The organism is Bradyrhizobium denitrificans (assembly GCF_013179005.1).
Classification (GTDB): Bacteria; Pseudomonadota; Alphaproteobacteria; order Rhizobiales; family Xanthobacteraceae; genus Bradyrhizobium; species Bradyrhizobium denitrificans.
The window spans coordinates 61333-84643 of record NZ_JABFDP010000022.1 but is presented as its reverse complement, the minus strand read 5'-3'; the positions used below and the strand labels follow the sequence as shown (position 1 = coordinate 84643).

The window sequence follows — 23311 nt, the reverse complement described above, 5'->3', positions numbered from 1 at the left end:
CGCGAAGGTGTCCGCATGCTGGTGCACATGTCACCCTCGTCAAGTTGATCAGCTCAGATGATCCAGTCATGGTTCGACCCTCATCGAACCAAGCGTTCCCCTCAGCGTCACGCGTTGCGGTGCTGACGCCTTCGCAGGGCGGCCACGCCGAGCAGCAGCGCTGCAACGGCGACTCCGACTGGCAGGTTGACGCGGCCGAGTGCGCCACCAAGACCGCCGCCGTGGTTCGAAGACGTCGCCGAGGGTGCGAGCGGGATAGTGTCGGGGTCGATCTCGTCGGCGTCGGGCTGGCGCGACGTCGGCGAGGCGATCGCCACGCGCAGCCGGCTGCCGAGGGACGGATAATGCGGGGCCGGGCTGCGCAACTTGACGGCTGCGATCACGGCAAAGATCACCGCCAGCGCGACCAGGATGCCGCCGACCACCGCGAATGCGGTGAACAGGCCGTAGGTCATTTCCACCCAACGGAACAGCGCCGTCAGGCCGACGATGCAGGCCGCGATCAGGAAGAGGCCTGCGGTCGCGAACAGCCCGGCAGCCACGACGTAGGAAGTCACCGTGCCCGTGGCCTGCCGCGCGCGGTCGCGCATATAGGATTGCGTGGCGCGTTTGACGCGGTTCAGCCGCTGCTCCAGCCCCAGCTGCAAGAGTTCGCCTGGCGGTGCGAGCATGCGCGTCCTCCGAAGGTTCGTTTGCCGCGCGCGAAACGCCGGCTCGCGACATGAACGTGGAGGGGGTGCGAAGGTTCCCGGCGAGCGCGGCCCCGGGGCTGCGCCGCCGGTCGTGGCACCAAAACAAATCCCCTCCTCGCTGGCGCGGGGAGGGGATGATCGAGCTGACCAGGAGGGCTGAGGCTTACGCCACGGCCTTGATGACCTTGCCGACCTTGTCGACGATCTCGCCGATCTGGTCCTCGCTGATGATCAGCGGCGGAGTCAGCGCCAGGGTATCGCCGGCGATGCGCAGCATCAGGTCGGTGTTGTGGAAGGCTTGCTCCATCGCCGAGTAGCCGCGCTTGCCGGCCGCGTCGGGCAGCGGCGCGAGGTCGATGCCGGCGGTCAGACCGACGGTGCGGATGTCGAGCACGTTGGGCAGGCCCTTCAGCGACATCACGGCGTCGGCCCATTTCGGCTCGATCGCCTTGGCATGCTCGAACAGCTTGTGGTCGCGGTAGATGTCGAGCGTGGCGAGGCCGGCGGCACAGGCGATCGGATGTGCCGAGTAGGTGTAGCCGTGAGTGAACTCCACCATGTGCTCCGGGCCGCTCATGAAGGCATCGTGGATGGTGTCGCGCACCACCACGCCGCCCATCGGCGCGGCGCCGTTGGTGACGCCCTTGGCGAAGGTGAGCAGGTCCGGCGTCACGCCGTAGCGCTCGGCGGCAAACGCGTGGCCAAGGCGGCCGAAGCCGGTGATGACCTCGTCGAAGATCAGCAGGATGCCGTGCTTCTGGGTGATCTCGCGCAGGCGCTTGAGATAGCCCTTCGGTGCCGGGATCACGCCGGTCGAGCCGGCCATCGGCTCGACGATGACCGCGGCGATGGTGTTGGCACCGTGCAGCGCGACCAGGTTTTCCAGCTCTTCGGCGAAATGCGCGCCGTACTCCGGCTCACCCTTGGTGAAGGCCTGCTTCTCGCGATCATAGGTGGCGGGGATGTGATCGACGCCCGTCAGCAGCGTGCCGAACATCTTGCGGTTGTTGACGATGCCGCCGACCGAGGTGCCGCCGAAACCGACGCCATGATAGCCGCGGACACGGCCGATCAGGCGGGTTCGGCTGCCCTGGCCGTTGATCTGGTGATAGGCGAGCGCCATCTTCAGCGCGGTATCGGCGGCCTCCGAGCCGGAGTTGCAGAAGAACACGTGATCGAGGCCGGCGGGCGCGAGGTCGGCGATGCGGTTCGCCAGCTCGAATGCCTGGGGAATGCCGAACTGGAATGGCGGCGCGTAATCGAGGGCGGCGGCCTGCTTGCCGATCGCCTCGGCGATCTCGGTGCGGCCGTGTCCGGCGTTGCAGCACCACATGCCGGCGGCGGCGTCGATGATCTTGCGGCCATCGATCGTGATGTAGTGCATGTCCTTGGCACCGGCGAGCAGGCGCGGATTCTTCTTGAACGCGCGATTCGCGGTGAACGGCATCCAATGCGCGGCAAGATCGTTCGGAACGGTGACGGCGGGGCGGGGGCTCTTGTCCAGCATGGGGACCTCTCGGGACGTTCAAGGCAGGTTGTGCGACGGCGCCAGCATGATCCGGAAAGGTGGCGAACCGGTGCCAAGACAGCTTGCCGAAACGGATCGTGCTTGATGGGCCCGAATGCGCGCCGACGTGGTCAGCCGACTGTCCGAGCCAGCGGCAAGCTATCAGCTTCGCGCACCGACGGAAATGTCAAAGGTCCAGCGTTCCTGCTGCTCTGGTGAGCGGATTCTGCACGGCAACGGCAGAAAGTGCTGTTTGGTGGAAGTTGCCGCGTCATTTTGCGCCAATGGATCGGACGGCGCGGGGATCGCGCCTGCGCCTGGCGGACGCTGCCTCAGACCAGATCCTGGGCGGTGATCCAGAACACCTCGCCCTCGGACTCCTCGGTATCGAGCCACAGCAGCGGCAGGTCCGGATACGACGCCTCGATCTGCGGCCGGTCGCGGCCGACCTCGCACAGCAGCCCGCCTTCCGCGGTGAGATGGTCGCGTGCCTGGCCGAGAATGCGGTGGATGATGTCGAGGCCGTCGGCACCGCCATCGAAGGCGAGCGTGGGCTCGGCGCGGCATTCCTGCGGCAGCCCGGCCATGCCCTCGGCATCGACATAGGGCGGATTGCTGATGATCAAATCATAGCGACGCTGGCTGAGCGGCGCGAACAGATCGCCGCGGTGCAGCGAGATGCGCTCGCCGAGGTCGTAGTCGGCGACGTTCTTCGCGGCGACCGCGAGCGCATCCTTGGAGATGTCGACGGCGTCGATCATCGCGTTGGGGAAGTGGCGGCTGGCCAGGATGGCGAGACAGCCGGAGCCGGTGCAGAGATCCAGCACGCTGTCGACGGCCAGCGGATCGTCGATCAGCGAGGTGCCGTCGGCCTCGGCGCCACCGAAATGCGTCTCCAGGAGTTCGCCGATGAAGGAGCGCGGCACGATGACGCGCTCGTCGACATAGAACGGCAGACCGCGCATGTAGACCTTGTTGACCAGATAGGCCGCCGGCTTGCGCGTGGTGATCCGGGTCGTGATCAGGTCGAGGATCTGCTTGCCCTCGGCGGCGGTCACCCGGGCGGTGACGAAGCTCTCGAACTGATCGGGGCGCAGATGCAGCGCTTCACCGATCAGGAAGGCGGCCTCCGACACCGGATCGGTGGTGCCATGCGCAAACACCAGGTCGGCGTCCTGGAACCGGCTCACCGCATAGCGCAGATAGTCGAGCAGGGTCACAAGCTCGCCAGCATTCACCTTCGGCAGCTTGGGTGCCGGCGCCTTGCGCGGCGCAGTCGTCTTGACCTTCTTCGCCATCACGATGTCCAGCGCGCCGCGGCGGCGTCGTCGTGGCTCTTGGCCTCGACCCAGCTGCCGCCATCAGCGGTCTCCTCGCGCTTCCAGAACGGCGCGTTGGTCTTGAGATAATCCATCAGGAACTCCGCGGCCTCGAACGCCGCCCGGCGGTGGCTCGACGCGGTGACCACCAGCACGATGTTCTCACCGGGCGTGATGCGGCCGAAGCGGTGGATCACGGTCAGGCCCTGCAGCGGCCAGCGTGCCATCGCCTCCTCGGCATGGCGCATGATCTCGGCTTCTGCCATGCCCGGATAGTGTTCGAGCACCAGCGCGCTGATCGGCGTGTCATGGTCGTTGCCGCGGCACAGGCCGGAGAAGCTGACGACTGCGCCGATATCGGTGCGGCCATGGCTGAGCGCCGCGATCTCGGCCGCGGTGTCGAAATCCTCTGGCTGCACGCGGACGGTGACGATCGCGGTCATGGTGCGGGTCTTCTGCTGGCGTGCTCAGCCGCCGGTCATCGGCGGGAAGAAAGCGATCTCGCGGGCGCCCGAGATCGGGGCATCCGGCTGCACATGCGACTGGTCGATGGCGGCGCGGATCACCTTCGGCTTCTCGAAGGCATAGGCATAGCCTTCGCCCTGCGCGGTCAGCCAGGCGATCAGCTCGCCCACCGTGCGCACGCTCGCAGGCGGCTCGATCGTCTCCTCGGCCTTGCCGATGCGCTCGCGCACCCAGGCGAAATACTTCACCTTCATCGCGAATCTTCCTCGATGAGGTGGTGGATGCCGGAGCGGAAATAATCATAGCCGGTATAGATCGTGAAGATCGCCGAGGTCCACAGCAGCACGATCCCGATCATGGTCACCACCGGCACGATCTGGTCACCGGCCTCGCCGGCGAGCAGGAAGCCGATCGCGATCAGCTGCATCGTGGTCTTCCATTTCGCGACCTTGGTCACGGGAACGCTGACGCGCAGCGCGGCGAGATATTCGCGCAGGCCCGACACCAGGATCTCGCGGCACAGGATCACGATGGCCGCCCACAAGGTCCAGCCATGGATGCTGTTGTCGGCGGCCAGCATCAACAGGCAGGACGCGACCAGGAGCTTGTCCGCGATCGGATCGAGCATGCGGCCGAAGGCCGATTGCTGGTTCCAGATGCGGGCATAATAGCCGTCGAGATAATCGGTTACGCCGGCCGCGATGAACACGGCGACGGCGACCCAGCGCAGCCACAGCGGATAGTCCATGATGGACTGCGCGTAGATGCAGCCGACCACGACCGGTATCGCGGCGATCCGCGTATAGGTCAGGATGTTCGGCAGGGACGTCGACGTCTTGCTGGGCACGCGTGTGGTCGCAATGTTCATCCGGTGTACCAATACTGATGCCGTGCGAACGTCAACCTTCGAGCCGAACTGCACCGGCAGGATGACGCAGATATGACGCGAATCGCAACGAAGTCTTGCCGAGATAGGAACTCTCCCGCGCAGGGCAACGCGAGCCGCAATGCTTCATTAAGCAACCGGACGCGGTCGCGCCAGTCTCCAGATCGGCGCGGCCGGCGTCCGCCGCCCGACCTTATTGCGCTGCAATGACAATGGCGCGAAGCGCGGGCCAAGCCAAGTCAGCCGGTCATCTCAGCCGTCCCTGTCAGATGGCCTCGGCGCCATGCACCGCGCACCAATGCGCCTGGCGTTCCGCGAACACGCGGTCGCGGACATAGTCCAGCGTCTCCTCGTCCAGGGTCTCGATCACGTCGAGGCTGAACGCCTCCGCGCCATGGGCGGTCCAGGCCGCTTGCAGGCCGCCGCGGCGATGGCCGCCCTGGCGCAGGGTGAACCAGAGGCGGTTCTGGATCTTGTCGAGGTCCGGCGCGCAGCCGATCCAGCGCTCGCTGGTGGCGGCGCAGGTCACCGCGAAGATGCCGGCGGGAGACTTGCGTTCCTTATAGGCGGCGACGGCCGCCTTGCGCTGGTCGGGGGTCATGGTGGGGCTCCTGGATTTTCATCCGGGTGTATATCCGATATTTTTGTCCGGGTAAATTGTTTTCGTCAGACTGGAGCCGGTGCCTCGGTGGGGCGCCACCCTCGCCGTCTTTCCGGGGCCGCACCTCAGCTCGCATTGCTGTGAAAATACTCGAAAATCTTCCGCGCGCTTTCGGCGCTCACGCCCGGTACCTTGCCGAGATCGGCGATCGAGGCGCGTTCGATCTCTTTCAAGGTGCCGAAATGGTGCAGCAGCGCGCGCTTGCGCGACGGGCCGATGCCGGGGATCTCCTGCAGGCCGGCCTCGCGGATGTCCTTCTTGCGCAGCTTGCGGTGTGAGCCGATGACGAAGCGATGCGCCTCGTCGCGCAGGCGCTGGATGAAATACAGCACGGGATCGCGCGGCTCGAGCTTGATCGCCTCGCGCTCGGGGATGAACAGCGTCTCGCGGCCGGCGTCACGGTCGGGGCCCTTGGCGACCGACATCAGCGCCACGTTGGTGACGCCGAGTTCGGTGAAGATCTCGCGGACGGCATTGAGCTGGCCGCGGCCGCCGTCGATGATCACGAGGTCCGGCCATTGTGGCACGTCGTCCTCTTTCGCGGCGCGCGCGACGTCCTTTTCGGACGGCGCGACCAGCCGCTTGAAGCGGCGCTGCAGCACCTCTTTCATCATCGCATAATCGTCGCCGGGCGTGAGCCCTTCCGACTTGATGTTGAACTTGCGGTACTGGTTCTTCATGAAGCCGTCGGGGCCGGCGACGATCATCGCGCCGACCGCGTTGGTGCCCTGGATGTGGCTGTTGTCGTAGACCTCGATCCGCTTCGGGATCTGCGGCAGGCCGAGCGTCGTCGTCATCGCTTCCAGCAGGCGGCTCTGCGTCGCGGTGTCGGCGAGCTTGCGGCCCAAGGCTTCGCGCGCATTGGTCAGCGCATGCGTGACGAGGTCCTTCTTCTCGCCACGCTTCGGCGTGGAGACTTCGACCTTGTGGCCGGCCTTGACGCACAGCGCCTCAGCCAGCAGTTCGGCTTCCTCGATCTCGTGCGACAGCAGGACCAGGCGCGGCGGCGGCTTGTCGTCGTAGAACTGCGACAGGAAGGCGGACAGCACCTCCTCGGGCGTGAAGGTCTTCTCGGCACGCGGGAAGTAGGCGCGGTTGCCCCAGTTCTGGCCGGTGCGGAAGAAGAACACTTCGACGCAGAAGAAGCCGCCTTCCTGGTGGACTGCGAATACGTCGGCCTCCTCGACCGTCCGTGGATTGATGCCCTGTTGCGAGGAGATCGCCGACAGCGCCGCGAGACGGTCGCGATAGACGGCGGCTGTCTCGAACTCGAGCTCGCTCGAGGCCTTCTCCATCTCGGCCGCGAGCAGGGCCTTCACCGCCTGGCTGCGGCCGGACAGGAAGTCGGTCGCCTCGCGCACCAGCTCGGTATAGCCGGGAAAGTCGATCTCCTGGGTGCAGGGACCGGCGCAGCGGCGGATCTGGTGCAGCAGGCAGGGGCGGGTACGGCTCTCGAAGAACGAATCGGTGCAGGAGCGGATCAGGAACGCGCGCTGCAGCGCCGTGATGGTGCGGTTGACCGCGCCGGCTGAAGCAAACGGGCCGAAATAGCGTCCGGGCCGCGACTGCGCGCCGCGGTGCTTGAGGATCTGCGGCGCCCAATGGTCGCCGGTGATGAGAATGTAGGGGAACGACTTGTCGTCGCGCAGCTGCACGTTGAAGCGCGGCTTGAGCTGCTTGATGAGGTTCGCCTCGAGCAGCAGCGCCTCGGTTTCCGTGGTGGTCGAGACGATCTCGACAGCCACGGTGGCCGCGATCATGCGCAGGATGCGCGCCGGCAGCGGCGCATTGGCGCGGGCATAGGATGACAGGCGCTTTTTGACGTTCTTGGCCTTGCCGACATAGAGCACGTCATGGGCCGCATTCAGCATGCGGTAGACGCCGGGCGAGGTCGGCGCCAGCCGCACCGCGTTCTCGATGGCGGCATGGCCGGTCGCGAGCGGACCTTCGCCGACCGGCTCCAGGGTCTCTTCCGTCAACTCCGGCAGGCGCGATTCATCGTCCTCGTCGGCCGCGGAGGCCGCGGGATCGAGATCGGGCGTATCGGTCGGCTCGGGCGGCAGGTCGGCCGCGGCGCCACGCCTGGGGTCGGGCGCCGGCGCCTTGGATGGATCAGAGCTTTGGGTGGTCATGTCAGCAAATTAAGCGCTCGCGGCCGCGCCCGCCAGCGTGCGGTGGCGCCATGCACAGCGGCCGCGGTAACGCTTCGTTAAGCACGTTAATCGGCGGGTAACCCGGCTTAACAACGGCTTAACCTAAAACTCTCGATAAATGCTCACGAAAAAAGACGGAGTTCCGTAACCATGCCGGCCCGCGCGCGATCGTCGCGCGGCGCATGCTTCGGGTGGTGACGGCGAGTTGCGTGGAGTGAGCGATGAACAGGTTCATGGTGGGTGCTGCCGTCGCAGCGGCGCTGGGATCGGTGTCGGCGCAGGCGGCCGATTTCAATTACGGGCGCCAGGCGCCCTATACGGTGAACCAGCCGCTCAATGCCTATAGCTGGGCCGGCCCCTATCTCGGCGGCACGCTGGGCTATGAATGGGGATCGGTCGGCAACAACCCGACCAAGCCATCCGGCCTCGTCGGTGGCCTGACCGCAGGCTATAATTGGCAGAACGGCCCCTGGGTGTTCGGCGCCGAGGGTGACATCAACCTGACCGGGGCCAACGACACCTTCGCACCGTGGAAGTTCTCGAACCCCTGGTTCGGCACCGTGCGTGGCCGCGCGGGCTACGCCTTCAACAACATCCTGTTCTATGGCACCGGCGGTCTCGCTTTCGGCGGCTTGCGCGGCGAGACCTTCGGCCTCTCCGAATCCCACACCTCGCTGGGCTGGACGCTCGGCGCAGGCGCCGAGTTCGGCCTGGCGCAGAACTGGACGGCCAAGATCGAATATCTCTACATCGATCTCGACAGCAGCAATTTCGTGATCACGGGGGCGAAGAACGACTATCGCTTTGGAGTGGTGCGCGCAGGCATCAACTTCCATTTCTGATAGGAAAAAATTAGGAAGAAGAAACGCCGAACAACAACCTCCCGGCCGCGCGAGCGGCCGGGATTTTTTTGGTCGCGCGGGCGCGATCCGGAAAAGCGGCAACCGCTTCTCCGCAAGGAGCAGGCTCGAACAAAGCGATCAGTTCATGATGCCGCTCCGGATGCGCCGCATGATCTGTTCGGGACAGGCGCGCAGCATCATCGGCAACGGCGTGAAAGCCGTGCACGCGACCCGGCCGGGAGCCAGCACTTTCAGACAAACGGATGGTTTGACGTCGAGCCGCCCGCGATCTGCGACCGCTTTTCAAGCGCGGTCGCGATGGCGCGGGCGTCGCTCTAGGACGACAGCACCAAGTTCACCGCTTTGGGGCCCTTGCCCTTCTTGTCCGGCTCGACCTCGAAGCTGATACGCTGTCCTTCGCTCAGATCCTTCAAGCCGGCGCGCTCCACTGCCGTGATATGCACGAACACGTCGCGCCCACCATCGTCCGGCTTGATGAAGCCGTAGCCGCGTTCACCATTGAAGAATTTGACTGTCCCAGTCATGGCCATCGGGAAACTCCTCCCCCGCATTGCTTCCTCCACTGCGCGTCTGCGCAGCGTCCGACCGGACATCACTTTGATCGGAAAGCGTTGGCCACCTTAACGTCCAGCGCTCATCACGCCGGAACGTCGGATCTTGTTAGGCCTTGATCACCCCGCCGCAACCATTCGCGGAAGCGGAACGTAAAGCCAGTCTTACAATCGGACACTGTAATACGGTTCCGCGCCGATTGACTACGGCTTTTCGACCAGTGCCCGCTTCAAGCTTTGGGGAATTCCAGCCGAAACCGTGCGGCGCCACCTTGGCCCAGCGGGCGTTGCAGCTCCTGCAGGATCAGCTTGAGCTCATCATGCAATGTCCAAGGCGGGTTGACCACCAGCAGGCCGGTCGAGGTCAGCGCCTCGCCCTCGATCTGCGGCGCCACGCTGAACTCGATCCGCAGCACCTTGCCCGGTGGCTTCGCCGCGGCTGCGAGATGGGCGACGCGCTCCGCGAGTTGCTCGGTGGCGCGGCGGCTCTTGGCCGGGTACCAGAGCACATAGATACCGGTTGTCCATTTGGCGAACGCGGTCGCGAAGCGGTCTGCGAGACGCTCGAACTCATCCTTGGCTTCGAAGGCGGGGTCGATCAGCACGAGGCCGCGACGCTCATTCGGCGGTACGAAAGCCGGCAAGGCGACCCAACCGTCGAGATCGACGACGCGGGCCTGCGTGTCGCGGCGCAGCGCATCGATCAATTGCTTGCGCGGGACCGGCGCCAGCTCGCACAGGGTCATCCGGTCTTGCGGCCGCAGCAGCGCGCGGGCGATCAGTGGCGAGCCGGGATAGGCGACGAGCTCGCCGGGCGGATTGAAGGATCTGACGATGTCGAGATAGGGCGCGACCAGCGCATAGGCCTGCTCGGACAGCCGCGCCTGCAACAGTCGCGCGATGCCGGTGAGGAATTCGCCACTGCGCGTGGCCTCGTCGCCGGTGAGATCATACAGGCCGGCGCCGGCATGGGTGTCGATGACACGAAACGCGGCCGGCTTCTCCTGGAGGTAGACCAGGATGCGCGTCAGCACGATGTGCTTGATGACATCGGCGAAGCCGCCGGCGTGAAAGGCATGTCGGTAATTCATGCCGCAGCAGTTACGCCGTTCCGGATGAAAAGGGTACCCCGGCGATGCGCCGGCCGCGGACAACGAACAGCCCGCGGCCGGGAATGCAGGCTGGCCGACCCCCGGCCCTCGCCCAGCGGACTGCTAGCCGCCGCGGACCGGCGGCATGTTGACCTCGTCGCGCCGGCAGGCCTGGCGATCGACTTCGTCGCAGTTGCGGAATTCCAGATCCTTCGACAGGCAGATCCGCACCTCGCTCAACCGGGTGCGGTTGCAGGTAATGGCGATGGCCGAACTGGTGAGCTTGGGATTGGCCTTGATGAAGGCCTCCTCGACCGCGGTGGGGGTGACCGTCTTGGCCTGCGACAAATCGAGGAATTCCTCCGGGATCTTGATCGCGGCGCGTGCCTTGCGGATGGTTTCGAAATAGGTCTTCGCGGACAGGCCGGCGCAGGTGCCGTGCTTGTCCCACTCGTTGTAGATCAGCCCCGGCGCTGGCATCAGATCGAGCATCGAGGTCATGATGTTGCGCGGCAGGCGCGGCGCCGGCTGCTCGCAATATTCGGGATAGCCATTTTCATATTGCGGCCAAAGCCCATGCACGACGAACGAATAGGGCCGTCCGCTGCATTGCTGGGAGCGGCTGCCGCGGCCGCCGCGCTCTTCGACCTCGGCGCAGAACGAGGGCGACCAGGAGAGCGACAGCACGTAGAAATCGAACGCGCCCGGCGCGTTCTGGCGCCGGTCCTGGGCGCCGGCGGGCCAGGCCCCGAGGGCGCAGAGCAAAGCGATACAGGCGGCCGTTCTGAACAGCAGGGCGGCAGGTCGGCGCAGGCATTCGAACATGGCTAACTCCCCGGAGAATTCCAGGAACTTAGCAGTCGGCGGGAACATTTCAAGAACAAAAAAGATGACGCTGCGCGCGGCCGGCTCTGTCACATGCGCGAAACCTGCCGATCAACAAGCAGCAGGTGGCGAGTGGATCAGGGCTTGGCGGCGCGGCAGGCCGGATTGAAGGCCCAGTTGCGGTCAAGGCCGACGACGCAGAACTCGACGCCCTGGTCGTAGCCGGCGAAGCCGCCATCCTCGATGATCGAGTAGTTGACGGTCCGCACCTTGCCGTCGCTAACCATCACGCTGCCGGTGCAGAACCGGCGCGGAATGTTATCGGACTGCCAGGGGCGGAACGCGATCTCACGGACATTGGCGACGCCGGTGATCGTCAGCGTCGAATTCCAGAAGGTGCTTTCCTTCTCCTGGAACCGCGACACGATCGTCGGAACGGCTGCCTCGCAGGGCGCGACTCGGCCTTCATATTTCGGGCCGGACAGCCAGAAGTTCATCTCCAGCGGATTGGCGGCCTTGGCGGGAGCGGACGCGGCAATCGTTGCCAGCAGCGCGCCACAAACCGCGCCGAACGTCTTGAAAGCTGTGCTGAAGTCGCGCATGGGCCGTCCGCAAAGGCTGGATCTGAGGGAGAGACCGTGCCGCGACCGCCCCAGCAGGTCAAGTGCAACGCGGCAACACTCCACGATTAGTCCTGTTAACCGCAGGCCGGTGTTCTTTTCTTGGCCGGACATGACCTTTAGGATGACAGGCCAGCGCAAGGAGAATGCAATGCGGATGCTGAAGGGCGGGATCGCGAAGGCCCGATTCGGAACGATGGCCGGCCTGATGGCCGCCATGGCGGTGCTGGCGGTCGCGCCCGCCCACGCCTATTGGGTGCCGCCGATCAAGGGCAACGACACCGGCGGCATCATCGCCTATCCGGTGGCGCAGACCGCCGATGCCCGCCAGATCGCGGCTGATCACTGCGCCTCCTACGGCAAGGTCGCGAAATTCCTCGCGGTCGATGCGCGTTATGGCGGCTATGTGTCCTTTGCCTGCCGCTGGGTGCCTTACGGTTCGGCGCAGCGGCCCTTGCGGACGCTGTACTGAACCGAATCGTGGCCTGACTAAACTAACGCCATGATTCGGCGTCATCGGTCCGCCGATCGACAGCAAAGCCGGAACACAATCATGACACGTCAGCGCCTCGTCCTCGGAGCTCTTTGTTGCGGCCTTCTGGGTTGCGGCCTTCTGGGCGGAACGGCGGGCGTCGCTTTTGCCCTCGACCTGCCGGTGCGCAAGCCGGGCCTGTGGGAGCTCAAGATGCTCAGCGCCGGCGGCCAGACGCCGGAGGCGACGATGCAGCATTGCACCGACGAGACCACCGACAAGGAGATGAACAACTTCGCTTCGCCGATGGCGCAGCAAGTCTGCTCCAAGCAGGACATCCAGAAGACCGCCACCGGCTACGCCACCGATTCGGTGTGCAATTTCGGCGGCATCAATACGACGTCGCATGCCGACATCACCGGCGACTTCAACTCCGCCTACACGGTGAAGACGATGTCGCGCGTCACCGGCGGCGCCGCCGGCACCGGTGTCAAGGATACCGCGATGACGATCGAGGCCAAGTGGCTCGGAGCCTGCAAGCCCGGCCAGAAGCCCGGCGACATCGTCATGCCCGGCGGCATGAAGATGAACATCAAGGACATGGGCAAGCTCAAGAACCTGATCCCGGGTGTGAAGCAGTAGCGCGCAAGATCGATCGCCGCACCTGTCGGCGAGCCGAGTGAACTACGAACGGGTTGCTGCGACGGCAGCGCGCTCCGCTGCTCAGACCGGGATCCGCACGCTGGCGCGCAATCCGCCCATCGGGCTGTCGCCGAGCGTGATGTCGCCGCCATGCGAGCGCGCAATGTCGCGGGCGATGGCCAGGCCGAGGCCGGTGCCGCCTTCGTCCTGGTTGCGCGCGTCGTCCAGGCGTAGGAACGGCTTGAACACCTCCTCGCGCATCTCGGCCGGAATGCCCGGACCGTCATCATCGACCGTGATGGTGAGATAACGGTGGTCGCGATGGCCGGTGATGGCGATCGCATCGGCATGGCGTGCCGCGTTGGACACGAGGTTGCCGAGGCAGCGCTTCAGCGCCTGCGGCTTCACTGTGACAACCGGCAGGCCATGGAACGACACCGTAGCGGAATGGCCGTTGCGCTCGGCGTCGCCGCGCAGCTCCTCCAGCGCGTTGGAGATATCGGTGGGCTGCGCGATCTCGCCATTGTCGCCGCGCGCAAACGCCAGATAATCCTCCAGCATATGCGACATTTCGTCGACATCCTTGCGCATGGCGTCGATCTCGGGGCTGTCGCCGAGCAGCGCCAGTTCGAGCTTGAAGCGCGTCAGGATGGTGCGTAGATCGTGGCTGACGCCGGCCAGCATGGCGGTGCGCTGCTCCATCGCGCGCTCGATGCGCGACTTCATCTCCAGGAACGCATGCGCAGCGCGCCGCACCTCGCGCGCCCCGCGCGGCCGGAAGTTGTGGACCTCGCGGCCCTTGCCGAAACTCTCGGCGGCATCGGCCAGCCGCAGGATCGGCTTGATCTGGTTGCGCAGGAACAGCACCGAGACGATCAGCAGGATCGACGAGGTGCCGACCATCCAGAACAGGAAGATGTCGGTGTTCGAGGCATAGGCGGCGCCGCGCTGCGCGAACACCCGCATCACGGCATCGTCGAGCGCAATCCGGATCTCGACGAGGTTGGAGCGGCCGACAGTGTCGATCCAGAACGGGCGGCTGATCTGACGGCCGATCTGGCTGGACAGCGACTGGTCCAGCAGGTTGAAGAACGGCTTGGGGCCGGGCGGTGGCATGTCGCCGGCCGGCAGGAAGTCGACCACCAGATTGAGCCGCTGCTGCGCGATTCGCCGCAGCGTGGTGCGGTCCTTGTCCTGCGGATAGCCCTTGTAGATCTCGATCAGCGCCGCGACGTCCTGCACCACGGCGGCCGACAGTCGCCGCGTCACCGTGTTCCAGTGCCGCTCCATGAACACGCCGGCCACGACGGTCTGCAGGATCACCATCGGCACGATCATGATCAGCAGCGCGCGGGCATAGAGCCCTGTCGGCATCCAGCCCTTGAAAGCGTTGCCGACGATGCTGTTGACCCGCGACACCCGGCGCGAGGCGGTGCGGATGAGGGTGAGGCCGGTGTCGAGCGTGGTCATGTCAGAGAGAGCATTGTTGTTGCACGACCGCCCTCGGCAGGGTCGGTGCACCCTCTCCCCTTGTGGGAGAGGGTGGTTTCGAACGAAGTTCAAAACCGGGTGAGGGGTATGCTTCCGCGATCTCGTCTGCGGAGACAGACCCCTCACCCGGCTCGCATGTCGCTCCGCTCATGCGATCCCCCCTCTCCCACAAGGGGAGAGGCTGCACCGACCGTGCGGCGAGGGCGTCGTAAGCCTCAGGGTTCGAGAGAAGCGGACGAGCATGACCGCCACCGGAGAAACAGACGCGCGTGATGTCGGAGCAGTTTTTCATACTCAGCCCGAAACCATCAGCCGGTAGCCGATGCCGCGCACGGCCTGCAGGAACAGCGGGTTGGCGGGATCGATCTCGAGCTTGCGGCGCAGGCGGTTGATCTGGACGTCGACGGCGCGCTCGTTGACGGTGCCGTTGCCGGTCAGCGCGCCGCGCGGCACGGTTTCGCCGCGGGCATTGGCGAGGATGCGCAGCATCTCGCGCTCGCGGTCGGTGAGATGGACGATCTCCTCGCCCTGTTTCAATTCGCCGCGCGCCAGATGATAGACGAACGGGCCGAACGCGATCTGCTCGATGACCTCCTCGGCCGGCGGCGGCGCCGCGCGCTTGAGGATGTTGCCGATGCGCAGCGCCAGTTCGCGTGGTTCAAACGGCTTGGCCACGTAGTCATCCGCGCCGAGCTGCAGGCCCTCGATGCGGCTGTCCGGCTCGGCGCGCGCGGTGAGCATCACGATAGGCACCGAGGATTGGGTGCGGATGAAGCGGGCGAGGTCGAAGCCGCTTTCGCCGGGCATCATCACGTCGAGGATCAGGAGATCGAAATGCAGACCGGTCAGCTTGGCGCGCGCGTCGCTCGCGCTTGCCGCGGTGGTGACGCGATAGCCTTCGCCGCGCAGGAAGCGCGACAAGAGATCGCGGATGCGGCGGTCGTCGTCGACGAGCAACAGATGCGGTGCGTCGTCGGCCGGCGTCTGCGGCGGATGGGAGGTGATGGCGGCGATCGGCACGGTCACTCCTTGGCAGCGGCGACGGGCGTCCTGAAAATGGCTTCCAGCACCTTGTCCGGATCGTCGCGATCGATCATCGCGCGCAGGAACTGCCGGACCTTGTCGGCGCCGGCCGGTCCGATCTGCTCCAGCGCATGATCGATGCGCCGCGTCTGCAGCCCGGCCAGCTTGGCCACCAGCGCCTCGCCCTTGGGCGTGGCAAAAAGAAGGCGCTGCCGGCGATCATTGTTGCCGGTCTTCTGCACGATGTAGCCCTCGTCGAGCAGTTGCTTGAGCACGCGTCCGAGCGACTGCTTGGTGATGCGCAGCACGTCCAGCAGATCGGCGACCTTCAGGCCGGGATAGCGGGTGACGAAATGCATCACGCGGTGATGCGCGCGGCCGAAGCCGAACGCCTCCAGCTCCTGATCCGCATCGCCGACGAAGTCGCGATAGGCGAAGAACAGGAGCTCGATGATGTCCCAGCGCAGCGGCTCTCCGTCTGCACCGGCCTGAGGCTCGGCTGCCCGCAGCTCGGGACTCAATACCGGAGACGAGAAATTTATGTCAGCCATATTGACGTTTCTGCGGTTCAATGTTACAAAACAATCGCCCGCCACGAAATTTTTGATCGTGCATGGATGGCGACGGTTTCAGGACGTGACTGAACGGGTTAGGCAACCCGGACGGGTGTCCGGGGCCACTGATTGAACAACCGTGTGATGTCGAGCGGCATTTCGGCAAACCATACTGGACTTCCGCCGGGCGCAAAAGCATGTCCTGTGACGGCATGCTTGCCTGGCGACCGGCTCAAGGACCGGCCGCGGCTGGTCCGACATTCAAAGAGCCGACTGAACCGGACGGGCAGGTCGGCCACAGAACTCGCGCATGGCGATCAAGCGGGGGAAGCAAGGACATGACTTTGACATTCGACATCAAGCCGACGACCAACCCCACCTCCGACCAGGAGCGCGCCGCCAAGCTCGCCAATCCGGGCTTCGGCCGCGTGTTCACCGATCACATGGCCGTGGTCCAATTCAGCCAGGACAAGGGCTGGCACAGCGCGCGCGTCGAATCCCGCGCCAACTTCCCACTCGATCCGGCGGCTGCCGTCCTGCACTACGCGCAGGAGATCTTCGAAGGGCTGAAGGCCTATAAGCGTGACGATGGCGGCGTGAACCTGTTTCGGCCCGACGCCAATGCGCAGCGCTTCTGGAACTCGGCCGAGCGCATGGCGATGGCGCAGCTGCCGCAGAACGTCTTCATCGAGGCGGTCGAGCAGCTCGTGCGGATCGACCGCGCCTGGATCCCCGGCGGCGAGGGCAGCCTGTATCTGCGTCCCTTCATGATCGCCAACGAAGTGTTCCTCGGCGTGAAGCCGTCGGCGGAGTACATCTTCGCGGTGATCGCCTCGCCGGTCGGCTCCTATTTCAAGGGCGGCCCGGCGCCGGTTTCGATCTGGGTCTCGGAGAACTACACCCGCGCCGCCGTCGGCGGCACCGGCGGCGTCAAATGCGGCGGCAATTATGCCGCCAGCCTCAAGGCGCAGGCCGAGGCGATCGCGCATGGCTGCGACCAGGTCGTGTTCCTGGACGCGATCGAGCGCCGCTATGTCGAGGAACTCGGCGGCATGAACGTGTTCTTCGTGTTCGACGACGGCTCGCTGTCGACGCCGCCTTTGGGCACCATCCTGCCGGGCATCACCCGCGACTCCATCATCAAGCTGGCGCGCGACGCCGGCCGCGAGGTGCGCGAGGAGGCCTATGCAATCGACCAGTGGCGCGCGGACGCCAAGAGCGGCAAGCTCAAGGAGGCGTTCGCCTGCGGCACCGCCGCGGTCATCTCGCCGATCGGCAAGGTGCGCTCGGCGAGCGGCGATGTCCTGATCAATGGCGGCGAGGCCGGCCCGGTCGCCATGGGCCTGCGCAAGCAGCTCGTCGATATCCAGTACGGCCGTAGCGCGGATCCGCACAACTGGATCCGGGATGTGAAGTAGGGGGCTGTTGCTCCGACAAAGGTCGACTCCCCTCCCCCTTGCGGGGAGGGGTCGGGGGCGGGGGTCCCAGGAAAGACTGCCCGTGTGGCCCCCCGCCCCGACCCTCCCCCGCAAGGGGGGAGGGGGCACGCTGCCCGTGCGGCGAACATCCCGGCTCACATGGAGATGTTCGAGCCAGTGCTACGCGTCAGCGCTCGACCAGAGCCGCGGGTTGCCGCACCCCGTCCCGGCTGCTACCAACCAAGCAACGAATTCCATCCCATCGGGTGGGCAAAGGGCCGCGCAGCGGACCCTGCCCACCGCTGCGATGTCATCCAGCCATTGGTGGGCCCGCTGCGTCTGGCTCACCCTACGTGTCGAGTCCCATGTCCGACAAACCGAAGAAACAACAGAAGCTGAAGGCGCGGCTGCCGCGCGGGCTCGAGGATCGCGGCCCCGCGGCGATCGCCGCCACGCGCGAGATGGTCGAGAAGATCCGCGCCGTCTATGAACGCTACGGCTTCGAGCCGGTGGAGACGCCGGCGTTCGAATATACCGATGCGCTCGGCAAGTTCCTGCCCGACCAGGACCGCCCCAACGAGGGCGTGTTCTCGTTCCAGGACGATGACGAGCAATGGATCTCGCTGCGCTACGACCTCACCGCGCCGCTGGCGCGCTATGTCGGCGAGCGCTACGGCACCGACGGCCTGGTGCTGCCCTATCGCAGCTACCGCTCCGGCTACGTGTTCCGCAACGAGAAGCCGGGCCCCGGCCGCTTCCGCCAGTTCATGCAGTTCGACGCCGACACGGTCGGCTCCGCATCGCCGGCCGCGGACGCCGAGATGTGCATGATGGCGGCGGATACGATGGAGGCGCTCGGCCTTAAGGGGCACTTCATTGTAAAGGTAAGTAATCGCAAGGTGCTGGATGGCGTACGGGAGTCACTAAACGTCACAGACGATGTTCAGTGGCTTACGGTAATGCGAGCGATCGATAAGTTGGATCGACTTGGTTGGGAAGGAGTTGAGCAGCTCCTCGGAGTTGGCCGCAAGGACGAGAGCGGAGACTTTGCAAAAGGTGCTGGCCTATCCAACGACGCGATTAACATGATCAAGGTCTTCCTTGAAGGTGGCCTGCCTGTAGATGTCTCGCTTGCGGAGAACCCGCACCGGCCAATGCACGATATGAAGACGAACCATCCAGGTACGTTCGTAGACAACCTTTATGGTCTAAGTCAGTGGCATGGATTAATTGGACAGACCAAGAGCGGAGCAGAAGGCCTTAAGGACCTTACGGAAATTGTTAGCTTCTGCGAAGCAGCTGGTTACGGTTCAAATAGGATTACGGTCGATGTGTCAGTAGTTCGTGGCCTCGAGTACTATACGGGACCTGTTTTCGAAGTCGAACTTCTCCTCGAAACCAAAGACGAAAAAGGCCGCCCCGTGCGCTTCGGCTCGGTCGGCGGCGGCGGGCGCTATGACGGCCTGGTCTCGCGCTTCCGCGGCGAGCCGGTGCCGGCGACCGGCTTCTCCATCGGCGTGTCGCGGCTGCAGGCGGCGCTGACCTTGCTCGGTAAGCTCGACACGCGCCCGGCCTTCGGGCCGGTGGTCGTCACCGTGTTCGATCGCGACCGCGTCGCGGACTATCAGAAGATGGTTGCGACCTTGCGCAATCACGGCATCCGCGCCGAGCTCTATCTCGGCAACCCGAAGAACATGGGCAACCAGCTCAAATATGCCGACCGCCGCAACGCGCCCTGCGTGATCATCCAAGGCTCGGATGAAAAGGCGCGCGGCGAGGTGCAGATCAAGGATCTGATCGAGGGCGCCAAGGCGGCGGCTGCGATCGCCTCCAATCAGGAATGGCGCGAGAGCCGCCCGGCGCAGGTCTCAGCCAAGGAGGACGAACTCGTCGCCGCTGTCCGCGAGGTGCTCGCCCGCCACGACGTGAGCTGGGGGTAACACGACGCGTCATGCGCGGGCTTGACGCGCGCATCCCTCACGTCAAACGATGCTGTCGATTTTGACACGTCATTGCGGGCGAAGCGAAACCATCCAGGGCCAAGCCACACGACCTTTCGGAGAAACCCTGGATCGCTTCGTCGCTTCGCTCCTCGCGATGACGAATTCCACCCCTAAGCTGGTCGCGAGAACGACGAAAATTGGTAGGAGAAACGAATGCCCGAGATCACCGTGAACATGGCTGCCGGCCGCACCGACGAGCAGAAGGCCAACATGATGCGCGACATCACCCAAGCGCTGGTGACGCATCTCGGCGTCGATCCGGAGGCCGTGGTGATCCAGATCAACGAGGCGCCGCTGACGCACAAGATGAAGGGCGGCAAGACCTTCGTCGAGCGCGCGGCTGAGCAGAAGAAGTAGTTGGCCGTCATCCCGGCGAGGCCATAACATCTGTCTCGACAAAATTCGCTGTCGTCCCTGCGAACGCAGGGACCCATACCCCCAGTGAATGGTTTGAGGCGCGCTGGTCATCGGCCTTTCGCCCGTCACGACCGCCGCGGCGTAGGGGGCCCGGATCGGCGCCGAGCCGCGCTGTCGCGCGTCACGGCTTGTCCGGGACGACAACGGAGTTCGGAGCGATCATGGACGCACGTGAGATCATCAAGCCGGGCATGCGCGCCGAGCGGTTGCTCGTGGTGCCGCCGGAGCGCACGGTCGGGCACTTTGTTCCGCATATGCCGATGGTCTATGCGACGCCGATGATGATCCTGGAAATGGAGATGACCTCGGGCGACGCCATCAATCCGGTGCTGCCGCCGGGCTGGGTCACGGTCGGCACCGAGGTCAATGTCCGCCACCTCGCAGCGTCACCGGTCGGCGCCACCATCCGCACGGTCGCCGAGGTGATCGAGGTCGAGCGCCGCGTCATCCGCTTCAGCGTCGAGGCCTATCACGGCGAGACCAAGATCGGCGACGGCCGTCACGGCCGCGGGCTGATCAATGTCGAGCAGTTCAAGAAGCGGTTCGCCGTGCCGTAGTGCGCTTGGTGCGGCAGATGCCGCGATCTTGCGTCAAACAAGCTCGTCATGCGCGGGCTTGACCCGCGCATCCATCTTCTCACCAGAAACATTTTTGCTAAGAAGATGGATTGCCGGGCCAAGCCCGGCAATGACGGCGGAGGGCGCGGGGACTACGTCGCCAGTTCCTTCGACCGCGCCGTCGCGGCGGCCACTGCGCGCTCCAGCAGCGGCTGGAATCCATCCGGCCCCATCAGCACCGACAGCGCGGCCGCGGTGGTGCCGCCGGGCGAAGTGACGTTCTGGCGCAGCGTCGCGGACGACAGCTCCGAGCGATGCAGCAGCTCGCCGGCGCCGGACACCGTGTCGCGCGCGAGCCTGGTGGCGAGCGCCTCGGGCAGGCCGGCGGCGATGCCGGCGCGGGCGAGTTCCTCGGCGAGCAGGAACACGTAGGCCGGACCCGAGCCGGAGACGGCCGTCACCGCATCCATCAGCGCCTCGTCATCGACCCATTCGACCGCGCCGGTGGCGCGCAGCAGCGCATCGGTCAGCGCGCGCTGGGCGGCGCTGACATCGCTGGCGGGAACAGCGACGGTGATGCCGCGACCGATCGCGGCGGGCGTGTTCGGCATGGCGCGGACCACGGCGCCGCCCACGACGTTCTGCAGGCTGGCGATGGTCGTGCCCGCCATGATCGACAGCACCAGCGTGGTGTCGGCGACCCATGGCTTCAGCGCCGGCCCGGCCTCGCGGAACATCTGCGGCTTGACGGCCACGATCACAACCTCGGCCGGGCTGGGCGCAGCCGGATTGAGGCGAATGCCCCTGGCCGCGAGCGCGGTGATCTCCGCCGACGGCATCGGCTCGATCACCACCACGCGCGCCGGATCGAGGCCGCCGGCCAGCCAGCCGGTCAGCATCGCCCCGCCCATCTTGCCGGCGCCGGCGAGGACGATGGGGCCTGTGGTGTGTTGCAGTTCGGAAACGGACGTCATCGAGCCACTACCCGTCATGGCCGGGCTTGACCCGGCCATCCACCAATATCGAGAAGCGGCTTTTAGAGCATGATCCGGAAAAGTGGAAACCGGTTTTCTGAAAAGATCATGCTCAAACAAAGCGGAAAGATCATGATGTGAGATGGATGCGCGGGCAAGCCCGCGCTGGGCGAGAGGGCCGCCTTACGCCTCGCCTTCGGTGTCGAACAGCGCTGCTGCCATGGCGTCCTGCGTCGACTTGCCAGCCCAGACGACGAACTGGAACGCCGGGAAATAGCGCTCGCAGGCGTGGATGGCGCCGGCCAGCATGCTCTCGCATTGCGGCCCGGAGGCGGTGATGCCGCCCGGCAGCACCAGTGCCTGACGGTGCATCACCATGCCGGTGTGGGTCCAGATGTCGAAATGCCCGAGCCACAGTTGCTCGTTGATCGCGGCGATCAGCCGCTGCACCTCGGCACGGCGCGCTTCGGGAATCTTCATGTCGAAGGCGCAGGCCAGATGCAGCGCCTCGATCTCGGCCATCCAGGTGAAGGAGAGCTGATAGTCGGTCCACTGCCCCTTGGAGGCGATCGTGATCTCGTCCTCGCCGGAGCGCTCGAACATCCAATTGTTGTCGGACGCGATGTTCTCCACCACGCTCAAAGGATGATCTCCGGAATCGATAGTGCTCTCGAGCAGGGACATGCCGTCTCGACCTCTGTCTTCTTGATCTCGTTGGTACATACGCGGCGACCCGGCCCGCGCCCTGTCGGCGCCTCGAACCCGGCTTGCAGCCCCGGAGGATGCCCGGGCGTGCGCGGACAAAGTGATGTGATTTGCGGAATCCGCGCAACGGGGGGGTGAGTCCGTCCACAGCCAAACACCGCTTCGTCCACAACTCCTGTCCAGCCTGTGGAATCATGGCCGAATGAGAACAAAACGGAATCGGATTCGACGCAGCGTCTGATCAGGGGCCTGATTTGCGGGGGAACGGCCGCTTCTGGCCGCATGGCCGTCCCTCATGGAGCGCGGGCGTGAGCCCTTGTCGACGCCGCGGAGCCCCTGCATAGTTCCTGTGGGCCGTCCATCCGGGCGGCTCATGTTCTCAGGGCGGGGTGAAATTCCCCACCGGCGGTAAGCGCTCTCGGCCGAGCGCGCGAGCCCGCGAGCGCCTTCTGCAAAAGGCGTAATCCGGAGAATCCCGTTCCCCGGATCGCGCCAAGAGCAGAAGGGTCAGCAGATTCGGTGCGATTCCGAAGCCGACGGTCACAGTCCGGATGAAAGAGAACGGGTCCCGGCTCTCCGCGCAATTCCGCGCGGGGCGTCGTCGTTCCGTGTGCCCTGATTCTGGTCTCTGACGAGGACAACCATGAATCAGATCCTACAAGACGCGCCTACCGATACCCTTCCCGCCGACACCTCACCCACTGCGACGATCAGCGCAGACAGCGCGCCGGCTGAGCCGAGCCCGCCCGACGACGCGCCGCCGGCGCCATCGCATCCGCGCTTCACCAAGCCGCAACGCGTCGCCTTCGTGCAGTCGGCCTGGCATCGCGACGTCGTCGCCGAATGCCGCCATGCCTTTCTCGACGAGATCGCGGCGCGCCACATCGCGCGCGACCGCGTCGATATCTTCGAGGTGCCCGGCTCGTTCGAGATCCCGCTGCATGCGCAGCTTCTGGCCAAGACGCGGCGCTACACCGCGATCGTCGCGGCCGGGCTCGTCGTCGATGGCGGCATCTACCGCCACGAATTCGTCGCCGACACCGTGATCAAGGCGCTGATGGATGTGCAACTGCGCACCGAGGTGCCGGTGTTTTCAGCGGTGCTGACGCCACAGCAATTCCACGAAACGCAGGCGCATTTCGATTTCTTCCGCAAGCATTTCGCCACCAAGGGCATCGAGGTGGCGACGGCCTGCGCGGAGACCCTGCTGAGCCTGGAGCGGCTGCGCAGCCAGGTGGCGGCCGGGATCATCTGAGGCGGCGACGTCGTGTGGCTGGTCGCGGCCAGCCACATGCGCGCCGCTTTCAACACCCCCAGCGACAACGCGTCCCCTTCCGCTCGTCGCCTCATGTTGTCATTCCCCTTGCGGCGCCTGTAAAATCTCCCCGGGAGGAGGCCTGCCCGTGGCGACGGGCGGCCGAC

The 23311-nt window shown here is 65.4% G+C and carries 25 protein-coding genes and 1 riboswitch; of the genes, 8 read left to right on the top strand and 17 right to left on the bottom strand.

What is annotated here, in order from left to right:
* Positions 1–107: 107 nt before the first annotated feature.
* From HL671_RS24405 to uvrC, 8 genes are all read right to left on the bottom strand, one after another.
* Positions 108–671 (bottom strand): phage holin family protein, encoded by a 564-nt coding sequence (locus HL671_RS24405; RefSeq protein ID WP_041750466.1) that lies wholly within the window; start codon positions 669–671, stop codon positions 108–110.
* 184 nt (positions 672–855) lie between these two features.
* Complete coding sequence (gene aptA / locus HL671_RS24400) at positions 856–2199, bottom strand: omega-aminotransferase AptA (protein ID WP_012041961.1); 1344 nt, start codon at positions 2197–2199, stop codon at positions 856–858.
* A gap of 332 nt (positions 2200–2531) precedes the next feature.
* On the bottom strand, positions 2532–3497 hold the full coding sequence (gene prmB, locus HL671_RS24395; protein WP_172239418.1) for a 50S ribosomal protein L3 N(5)-glutamine methyltransferase: 966 nt from the start codon (positions 3495–3497) through the stop codon (positions 2532–2534).
* Positions 3497–3961 (bottom strand): molybdenum cofactor biosynthesis protein MoaE, encoded by a 465-nt coding sequence (locus HL671_RS24390; RefSeq protein WP_012041963.1) that lies wholly within the window; start codon positions 3959–3961, stop codon positions 3497–3499. Before HL671_RS24390 ends, prmB begins: the two co-directional genes overlap by 1 nt.
* 24 nt (positions 3962–3985) lie before the next feature.
* Entirely contained in the window at positions 3986–4237 is a 252-nt protein-coding gene (gene moaD / locus HL671_RS24385) for a molybdopterin converting factor subunit 1 (RefSeq protein ID WP_172239415.1), read from the bottom strand.
* Positions 4234–4851: a CDP-diacylglycerol--glycerol-3-phosphate 3-phosphatidyltransferase gene (pgsA, locus tag HL671_RS24380; RefSeq protein WP_041750468.1), complete on the bottom strand. Its 618-nt coding sequence runs from the start codon at positions 4849–4851 to the stop codon at positions 4234–4236. The genes moaD and pgsA overlap by 4 nt, the downstream gene beginning before the upstream one ends.
* 283 nt (positions 4852–5134) lie before the next feature.
* The gene (locus HL671_RS24375; RefSeq protein ID WP_172239412.1) at positions 5135–5470 is read right to left on the bottom strand and encodes a GIY-YIG nuclease family protein; all 336 of its coding nucleotides are present in this window, start codon (positions 5468–5470) and stop codon (positions 5135–5137) included.
* A 125-nt stretch (positions 5471–5595) separates the two neighbouring features.
* A complete protein-coding gene (gene uvrC, locus HL671_RS24370) occupies positions 5596–7662 on the bottom strand; it encodes an excinuclease ABC subunit UvrC (protein WP_172239409.1) in 2067 nt (688 codons plus the stop codon).
* A gap of 242 nt (positions 7663–7904) precedes the next feature.
* Between uvrC and HL671_RS24365 the strand changes: the two genes are divergently transcribed.
* Entirely contained in the window at positions 7905–8525 is a 621-nt protein-coding gene (locus tag HL671_RS24365; protein WP_012041968.1) for an outer membrane protein, read from the top strand.
* A 335-nt stretch (positions 8526–8860) separates the two neighbouring features.
* Here the strand turns inward: HL671_RS24365 and HL671_RS24360 are convergent, their stop codons facing one another.
* The 4 genes from HL671_RS24360 to HL671_RS24345 form a co-directional block, all read right to left on the bottom strand.
* A complete protein-coding gene (locus HL671_RS24360; RefSeq protein WP_012041969.1) occupies positions 8861–9076 on the bottom strand; it encodes a cold-shock protein in 216 nt (71 codons plus the stop codon).
* Between the two features lie 251 nt (positions 9077–9327).
* Positions 9328–10188 (bottom strand): 23S rRNA (adenine(2030)-N(6))-methyltransferase RlmJ, encoded by an 861-nt coding sequence (locus tag HL671_RS24355; protein ID WP_012041970.1) that lies wholly within the window; start codon positions 10186–10188, stop codon positions 9328–9330.
* 123 nt (positions 10189–10311) lie between these two features.
* The gene (locus HL671_RS24350) at positions 10312–11013 is read right to left on the bottom strand and encodes a ribonuclease T2 family protein (protein ID WP_172239406.1); all 702 of its coding nucleotides are present in this window, start codon (positions 11011–11013) and stop codon (positions 10312–10314) included.
* A gap of 137 nt (positions 11014–11150) precedes the next feature.
* Positions 11151–11615: a hypothetical protein gene (locus tag HL671_RS24345; protein WP_172239404.1), complete on the bottom strand. Its 465-nt coding sequence runs from the start codon at positions 11613–11615 to the stop codon at positions 11151–11153.
* 169 nt (positions 11616–11784) lie between these two features.
* Between HL671_RS24345 and HL671_RS24340 the strand changes: the two genes are divergently transcribed.
* Together HL671_RS24340 and HL671_RS24335 are read left to right on the top strand one after the other, a co-directional pair.
* Positions 11785–12105, top strand: a complete 321-nt coding sequence (locus HL671_RS24340) for a hypothetical protein (protein ID WP_172239401.1) — start codon at positions 11785–11787, stop codon at positions 12103–12105.
* Between the two features lie 81 nt (positions 12106–12186).
* The gene (locus HL671_RS24335; protein ID WP_172239398.1) at positions 12187–12747 is read left to right on the top strand and encodes a DUF3617 domain-containing protein; all 561 of its coding nucleotides are present in this window, start codon (positions 12187–12189) and stop codon (positions 12745–12747) included.
* An 81-nt stretch (positions 12748–12828) separates the two neighbouring features.
* Here the strand turns inward: HL671_RS24335 and HL671_RS24330 are convergent, their stop codons facing one another.
* The 3 genes from HL671_RS24330 to HL671_RS24320 all read right to left on the bottom strand — a co-directional run bounded on the left by HL671_RS24330 (position 12829) and on the right by HL671_RS24320 (position 15812).
* A complete protein-coding gene (locus tag HL671_RS24330) occupies positions 12829–14217 on the bottom strand; it encodes an ATP-binding protein (RefSeq protein ID WP_012041975.1) in 1389 nt (462 codons plus the stop codon).
* A gap of 315 nt (positions 14218–14532) precedes the next feature.
* Positions 14533–15264, bottom strand: coding sequence for a response regulator (locus HL671_RS24325; protein ID WP_012041976.1), 732 nt, complete (start codon positions 15262–15264; stop codon positions 14533–14535).
* Positions 15261–15812: a MarR family winged helix-turn-helix transcriptional regulator gene (locus tag HL671_RS24320; RefSeq protein ID WP_041750469.1), complete on the bottom strand. Its 552-nt coding sequence runs from the start codon at positions 15810–15812 to the stop codon at positions 15261–15263. The genes HL671_RS24325 and HL671_RS24320 overlap by 4 nt, the downstream gene beginning before the upstream one ends.
* 341 nt (positions 15813–16153) lie before the next feature.
* Between HL671_RS24320 and HL671_RS24315 the strand changes: the two genes are divergently transcribed.
* The 4 genes from HL671_RS24315 (at position 16154) to HL671_RS24300 (ending at position 20210) form a co-directional block, all read left to right on the top strand.
* Positions 16154–17233: a branched-chain amino acid aminotransferase gene (locus HL671_RS24315; protein WP_012041978.1), complete on the top strand. Its 1080-nt coding sequence runs from the start codon at positions 16154–16156 to the stop codon at positions 17231–17233.
* A gap of 365 nt (positions 17234–17598) precedes the next feature.
* Complete coding sequence (gene hisS / locus HL671_RS24310) at positions 17599–19173, top strand: histidine--tRNA ligase (RefSeq protein WP_172239395.1); 1575 nt, start codon at positions 17599–17601, stop codon at positions 19171–19173.
* 216 nt (positions 19174–19389) lie between these two features.
* Positions 19390–19593: a tautomerase family protein gene (locus HL671_RS24305; protein WP_012041980.1), complete on the top strand. Its 204-nt coding sequence runs from the start codon at positions 19390–19392 to the stop codon at positions 19591–19593.
* Between the two features lie 221 nt (positions 19594–19814).
* Complete coding sequence (locus tag HL671_RS24300) at positions 19815–20210, top strand: thioesterase family protein (protein ID WP_012041981.1); 396 nt, start codon at positions 19815–19817, stop codon at positions 20208–20210.
* A gap of 152 nt (positions 20211–20362) precedes the next feature.
* Here HL671_RS24300 and proC read toward each other — a convergent pair whose 3' ends face one another.
* Together proC and HL671_RS24290 are read right to left on the bottom strand one after the other, a co-directional pair.
* The gene (gene proC, locus HL671_RS24295) at positions 20363–21184 is read right to left on the bottom strand and encodes a pyrroline-5-carboxylate reductase (RefSeq protein ID WP_172239392.1); all 822 of its coding nucleotides are present in this window, start codon (positions 21182–21184) and stop codon (positions 20363–20365) included.
* Positions 21185–21367: 183 nt separating this feature from the next.
* Positions 21368–21868, bottom strand: a complete 501-nt coding sequence (locus HL671_RS24290) for a type III secretion system chaperone family protein (protein WP_012041983.1) — start codon at positions 21866–21868, stop codon at positions 21368–21370.
* A 392-nt stretch (positions 21869–22260) separates the two neighbouring features.
* Positions 22261–22456: riboswitch (FMN riboswitch) on the top strand.
* Positions 22457–22532: 76 nt separating this feature from the next.
* On the opposite strand from HL671_RS24290, the gene HL671_RS24285 reads away from it, so the two are divergent.
* Positions 22533–23144 (top strand): 6,7-dimethyl-8-ribityllumazine synthase, encoded by a 612-nt coding sequence (locus tag HL671_RS24285; protein ID WP_172239389.1) that lies wholly within the window; start codon positions 22533–22535, stop codon positions 23142–23144.
* The last annotated feature ends 167 nt before the right edge of the window (positions 23145–23311 follow it).

Coding starts and splice junctions, on each gene's coding strand:
- moaD (WP_172239415.1), bottom strand. CDS start 4,237: ATGAAGGTGAAGTATTTCGCCTGGGTGCGCGAGCGCATCGGCAAGGCC.
- proC (WP_172239392.1), bottom strand. CDS start 21,184: ATGACGTCCGTTTCCGAACTGCAACACACCACAGGCCCCATCGTCCTC.
- HL671_RS24320 (WP_041750469.1), bottom strand. CDS start 15,812: ATGGCTGACATAAATTTCTCGTCTCCGGTATTGAGTCCCGAGCTGCGG.
- HL671_RS24335 (WP_172239398.1), top strand. CDS start 12,187: ATGACACGTCAGCGCCTCGTCCTCGGAGCTCTTTGTTGCGGCCTTCTG.
- aptA (WP_012041961.1), bottom strand. CDS start 2,199: ATGCTGGACAAGAGCCCCCGCCCCGCCGTCACCGTTCCGAACGATCTT.
- HL671_RS24350 (WP_172239406.1), bottom strand. CDS start 11,013: ATGTTCGAATGCCTGCGCCGACCTGCCGCCCTGCTGTTCAGAACGGCC.
- HL671_RS24390 (WP_012041963.1), bottom strand. CDS start 3,961: ATGACCGCGATCGTCACCGTCCGCGTGCAGCCAGAGGATTTCGACACC.
- HL671_RS24300 (WP_012041981.1), top strand. CDS start 19,815: ATGGACGCACGTGAGATCATCAAGCCGGGCATGCGCGCCGAGCGGTTG.
- HL671_RS24405 (WP_041750466.1), bottom strand. CDS start 671: ATGCTCGCACCGCCAGGCGAACTCTTGCAGCTGGGGCTGGAGCAGCGG.
- uvrC (WP_172239409.1), bottom strand. CDS start 7,662: ATGACCACCCAAAGCTCTGATCCATCCAAGGCGCCGGCGCCCGACCCC.
- hisS (WP_172239395.1), top strand. CDS start 17,599: ATGTCCGACAAACCGAAGAAACAACAGAAGCTGAAGGCGCGGCTGCCG.
- HL671_RS24355 (WP_012041970.1), bottom strand. CDS start 10,188: ATGAATTACCGACATGCCTTTCACGCCGGCGGCTTCGCCGATGTCATC.
- HL671_RS24330 (WP_012041975.1), bottom strand. CDS start 14,217: ATGACCACGCTCGACACCGGCCTCACCCTCATCCGCACCGCCTCGCGC.
- HL671_RS24290 (WP_012041983.1), bottom strand. CDS start 21,868: ATGTCCCTGCTCGAGAGCACTATCGATTCCGGAGATCATCCTTTGAGC.
- HL671_RS24365 (WP_012041968.1), top strand. CDS start 7,905: ATGAACAGGTTCATGGTGGGTGCTGCCGTCGCAGCGGCGCTGGGATCG.
- HL671_RS24305 (WP_012041980.1), top strand. CDS start 19,390: ATGCCCGAGATCACCGTGAACATGGCTGCCGGCCGCACCGACGAGCAG.
- HL671_RS24285 (WP_172239389.1), top strand. CDS start 22,533: ATGAATCAGATCCTACAAGACGCGCCTACCGATACCCTTCCCGCCGAC.
- HL671_RS24375 (WP_172239412.1), bottom strand. CDS start 5,470: ATGACCCCCGACCAGCGCAAGGCGGCCGTCGCCGCCTATAAGGAACGC.
- HL671_RS24360 (WP_012041969.1), bottom strand. CDS start 9,076: ATGGCCATGACTGGGACAGTCAAATTCTTCAATGGTGAACGCGGCTAC.
- prmB (WP_172239418.1), bottom strand. CDS start 3,497: ATGGCGAAGAAGGTCAAGACGACTGCGCCGCGCAAGGCGCCGGCACCC.
- HL671_RS24345 (WP_172239404.1), bottom strand. CDS start 11,615: ATGCGCGACTTCAGCACAGCTTTCAAGACGTTCGGCGCGGTTTGTGGC.
- HL671_RS24340 (WP_172239401.1), top strand. CDS start 11,785: ATGCGGATGCTGAAGGGCGGGATCGCGAAGGCCCGATTCGGAACGATG.
- HL671_RS24315 (WP_012041978.1), top strand. CDS start 16,154: ATGACTTTGACATTCGACATCAAGCCGACGACCAACCCCACCTCCGAC.
- pgsA (WP_041750468.1), bottom strand. CDS start 4,851: ATGAACATTGCGACCACACGCGTGCCCAGCAAGACGTCGACGTCCCTG.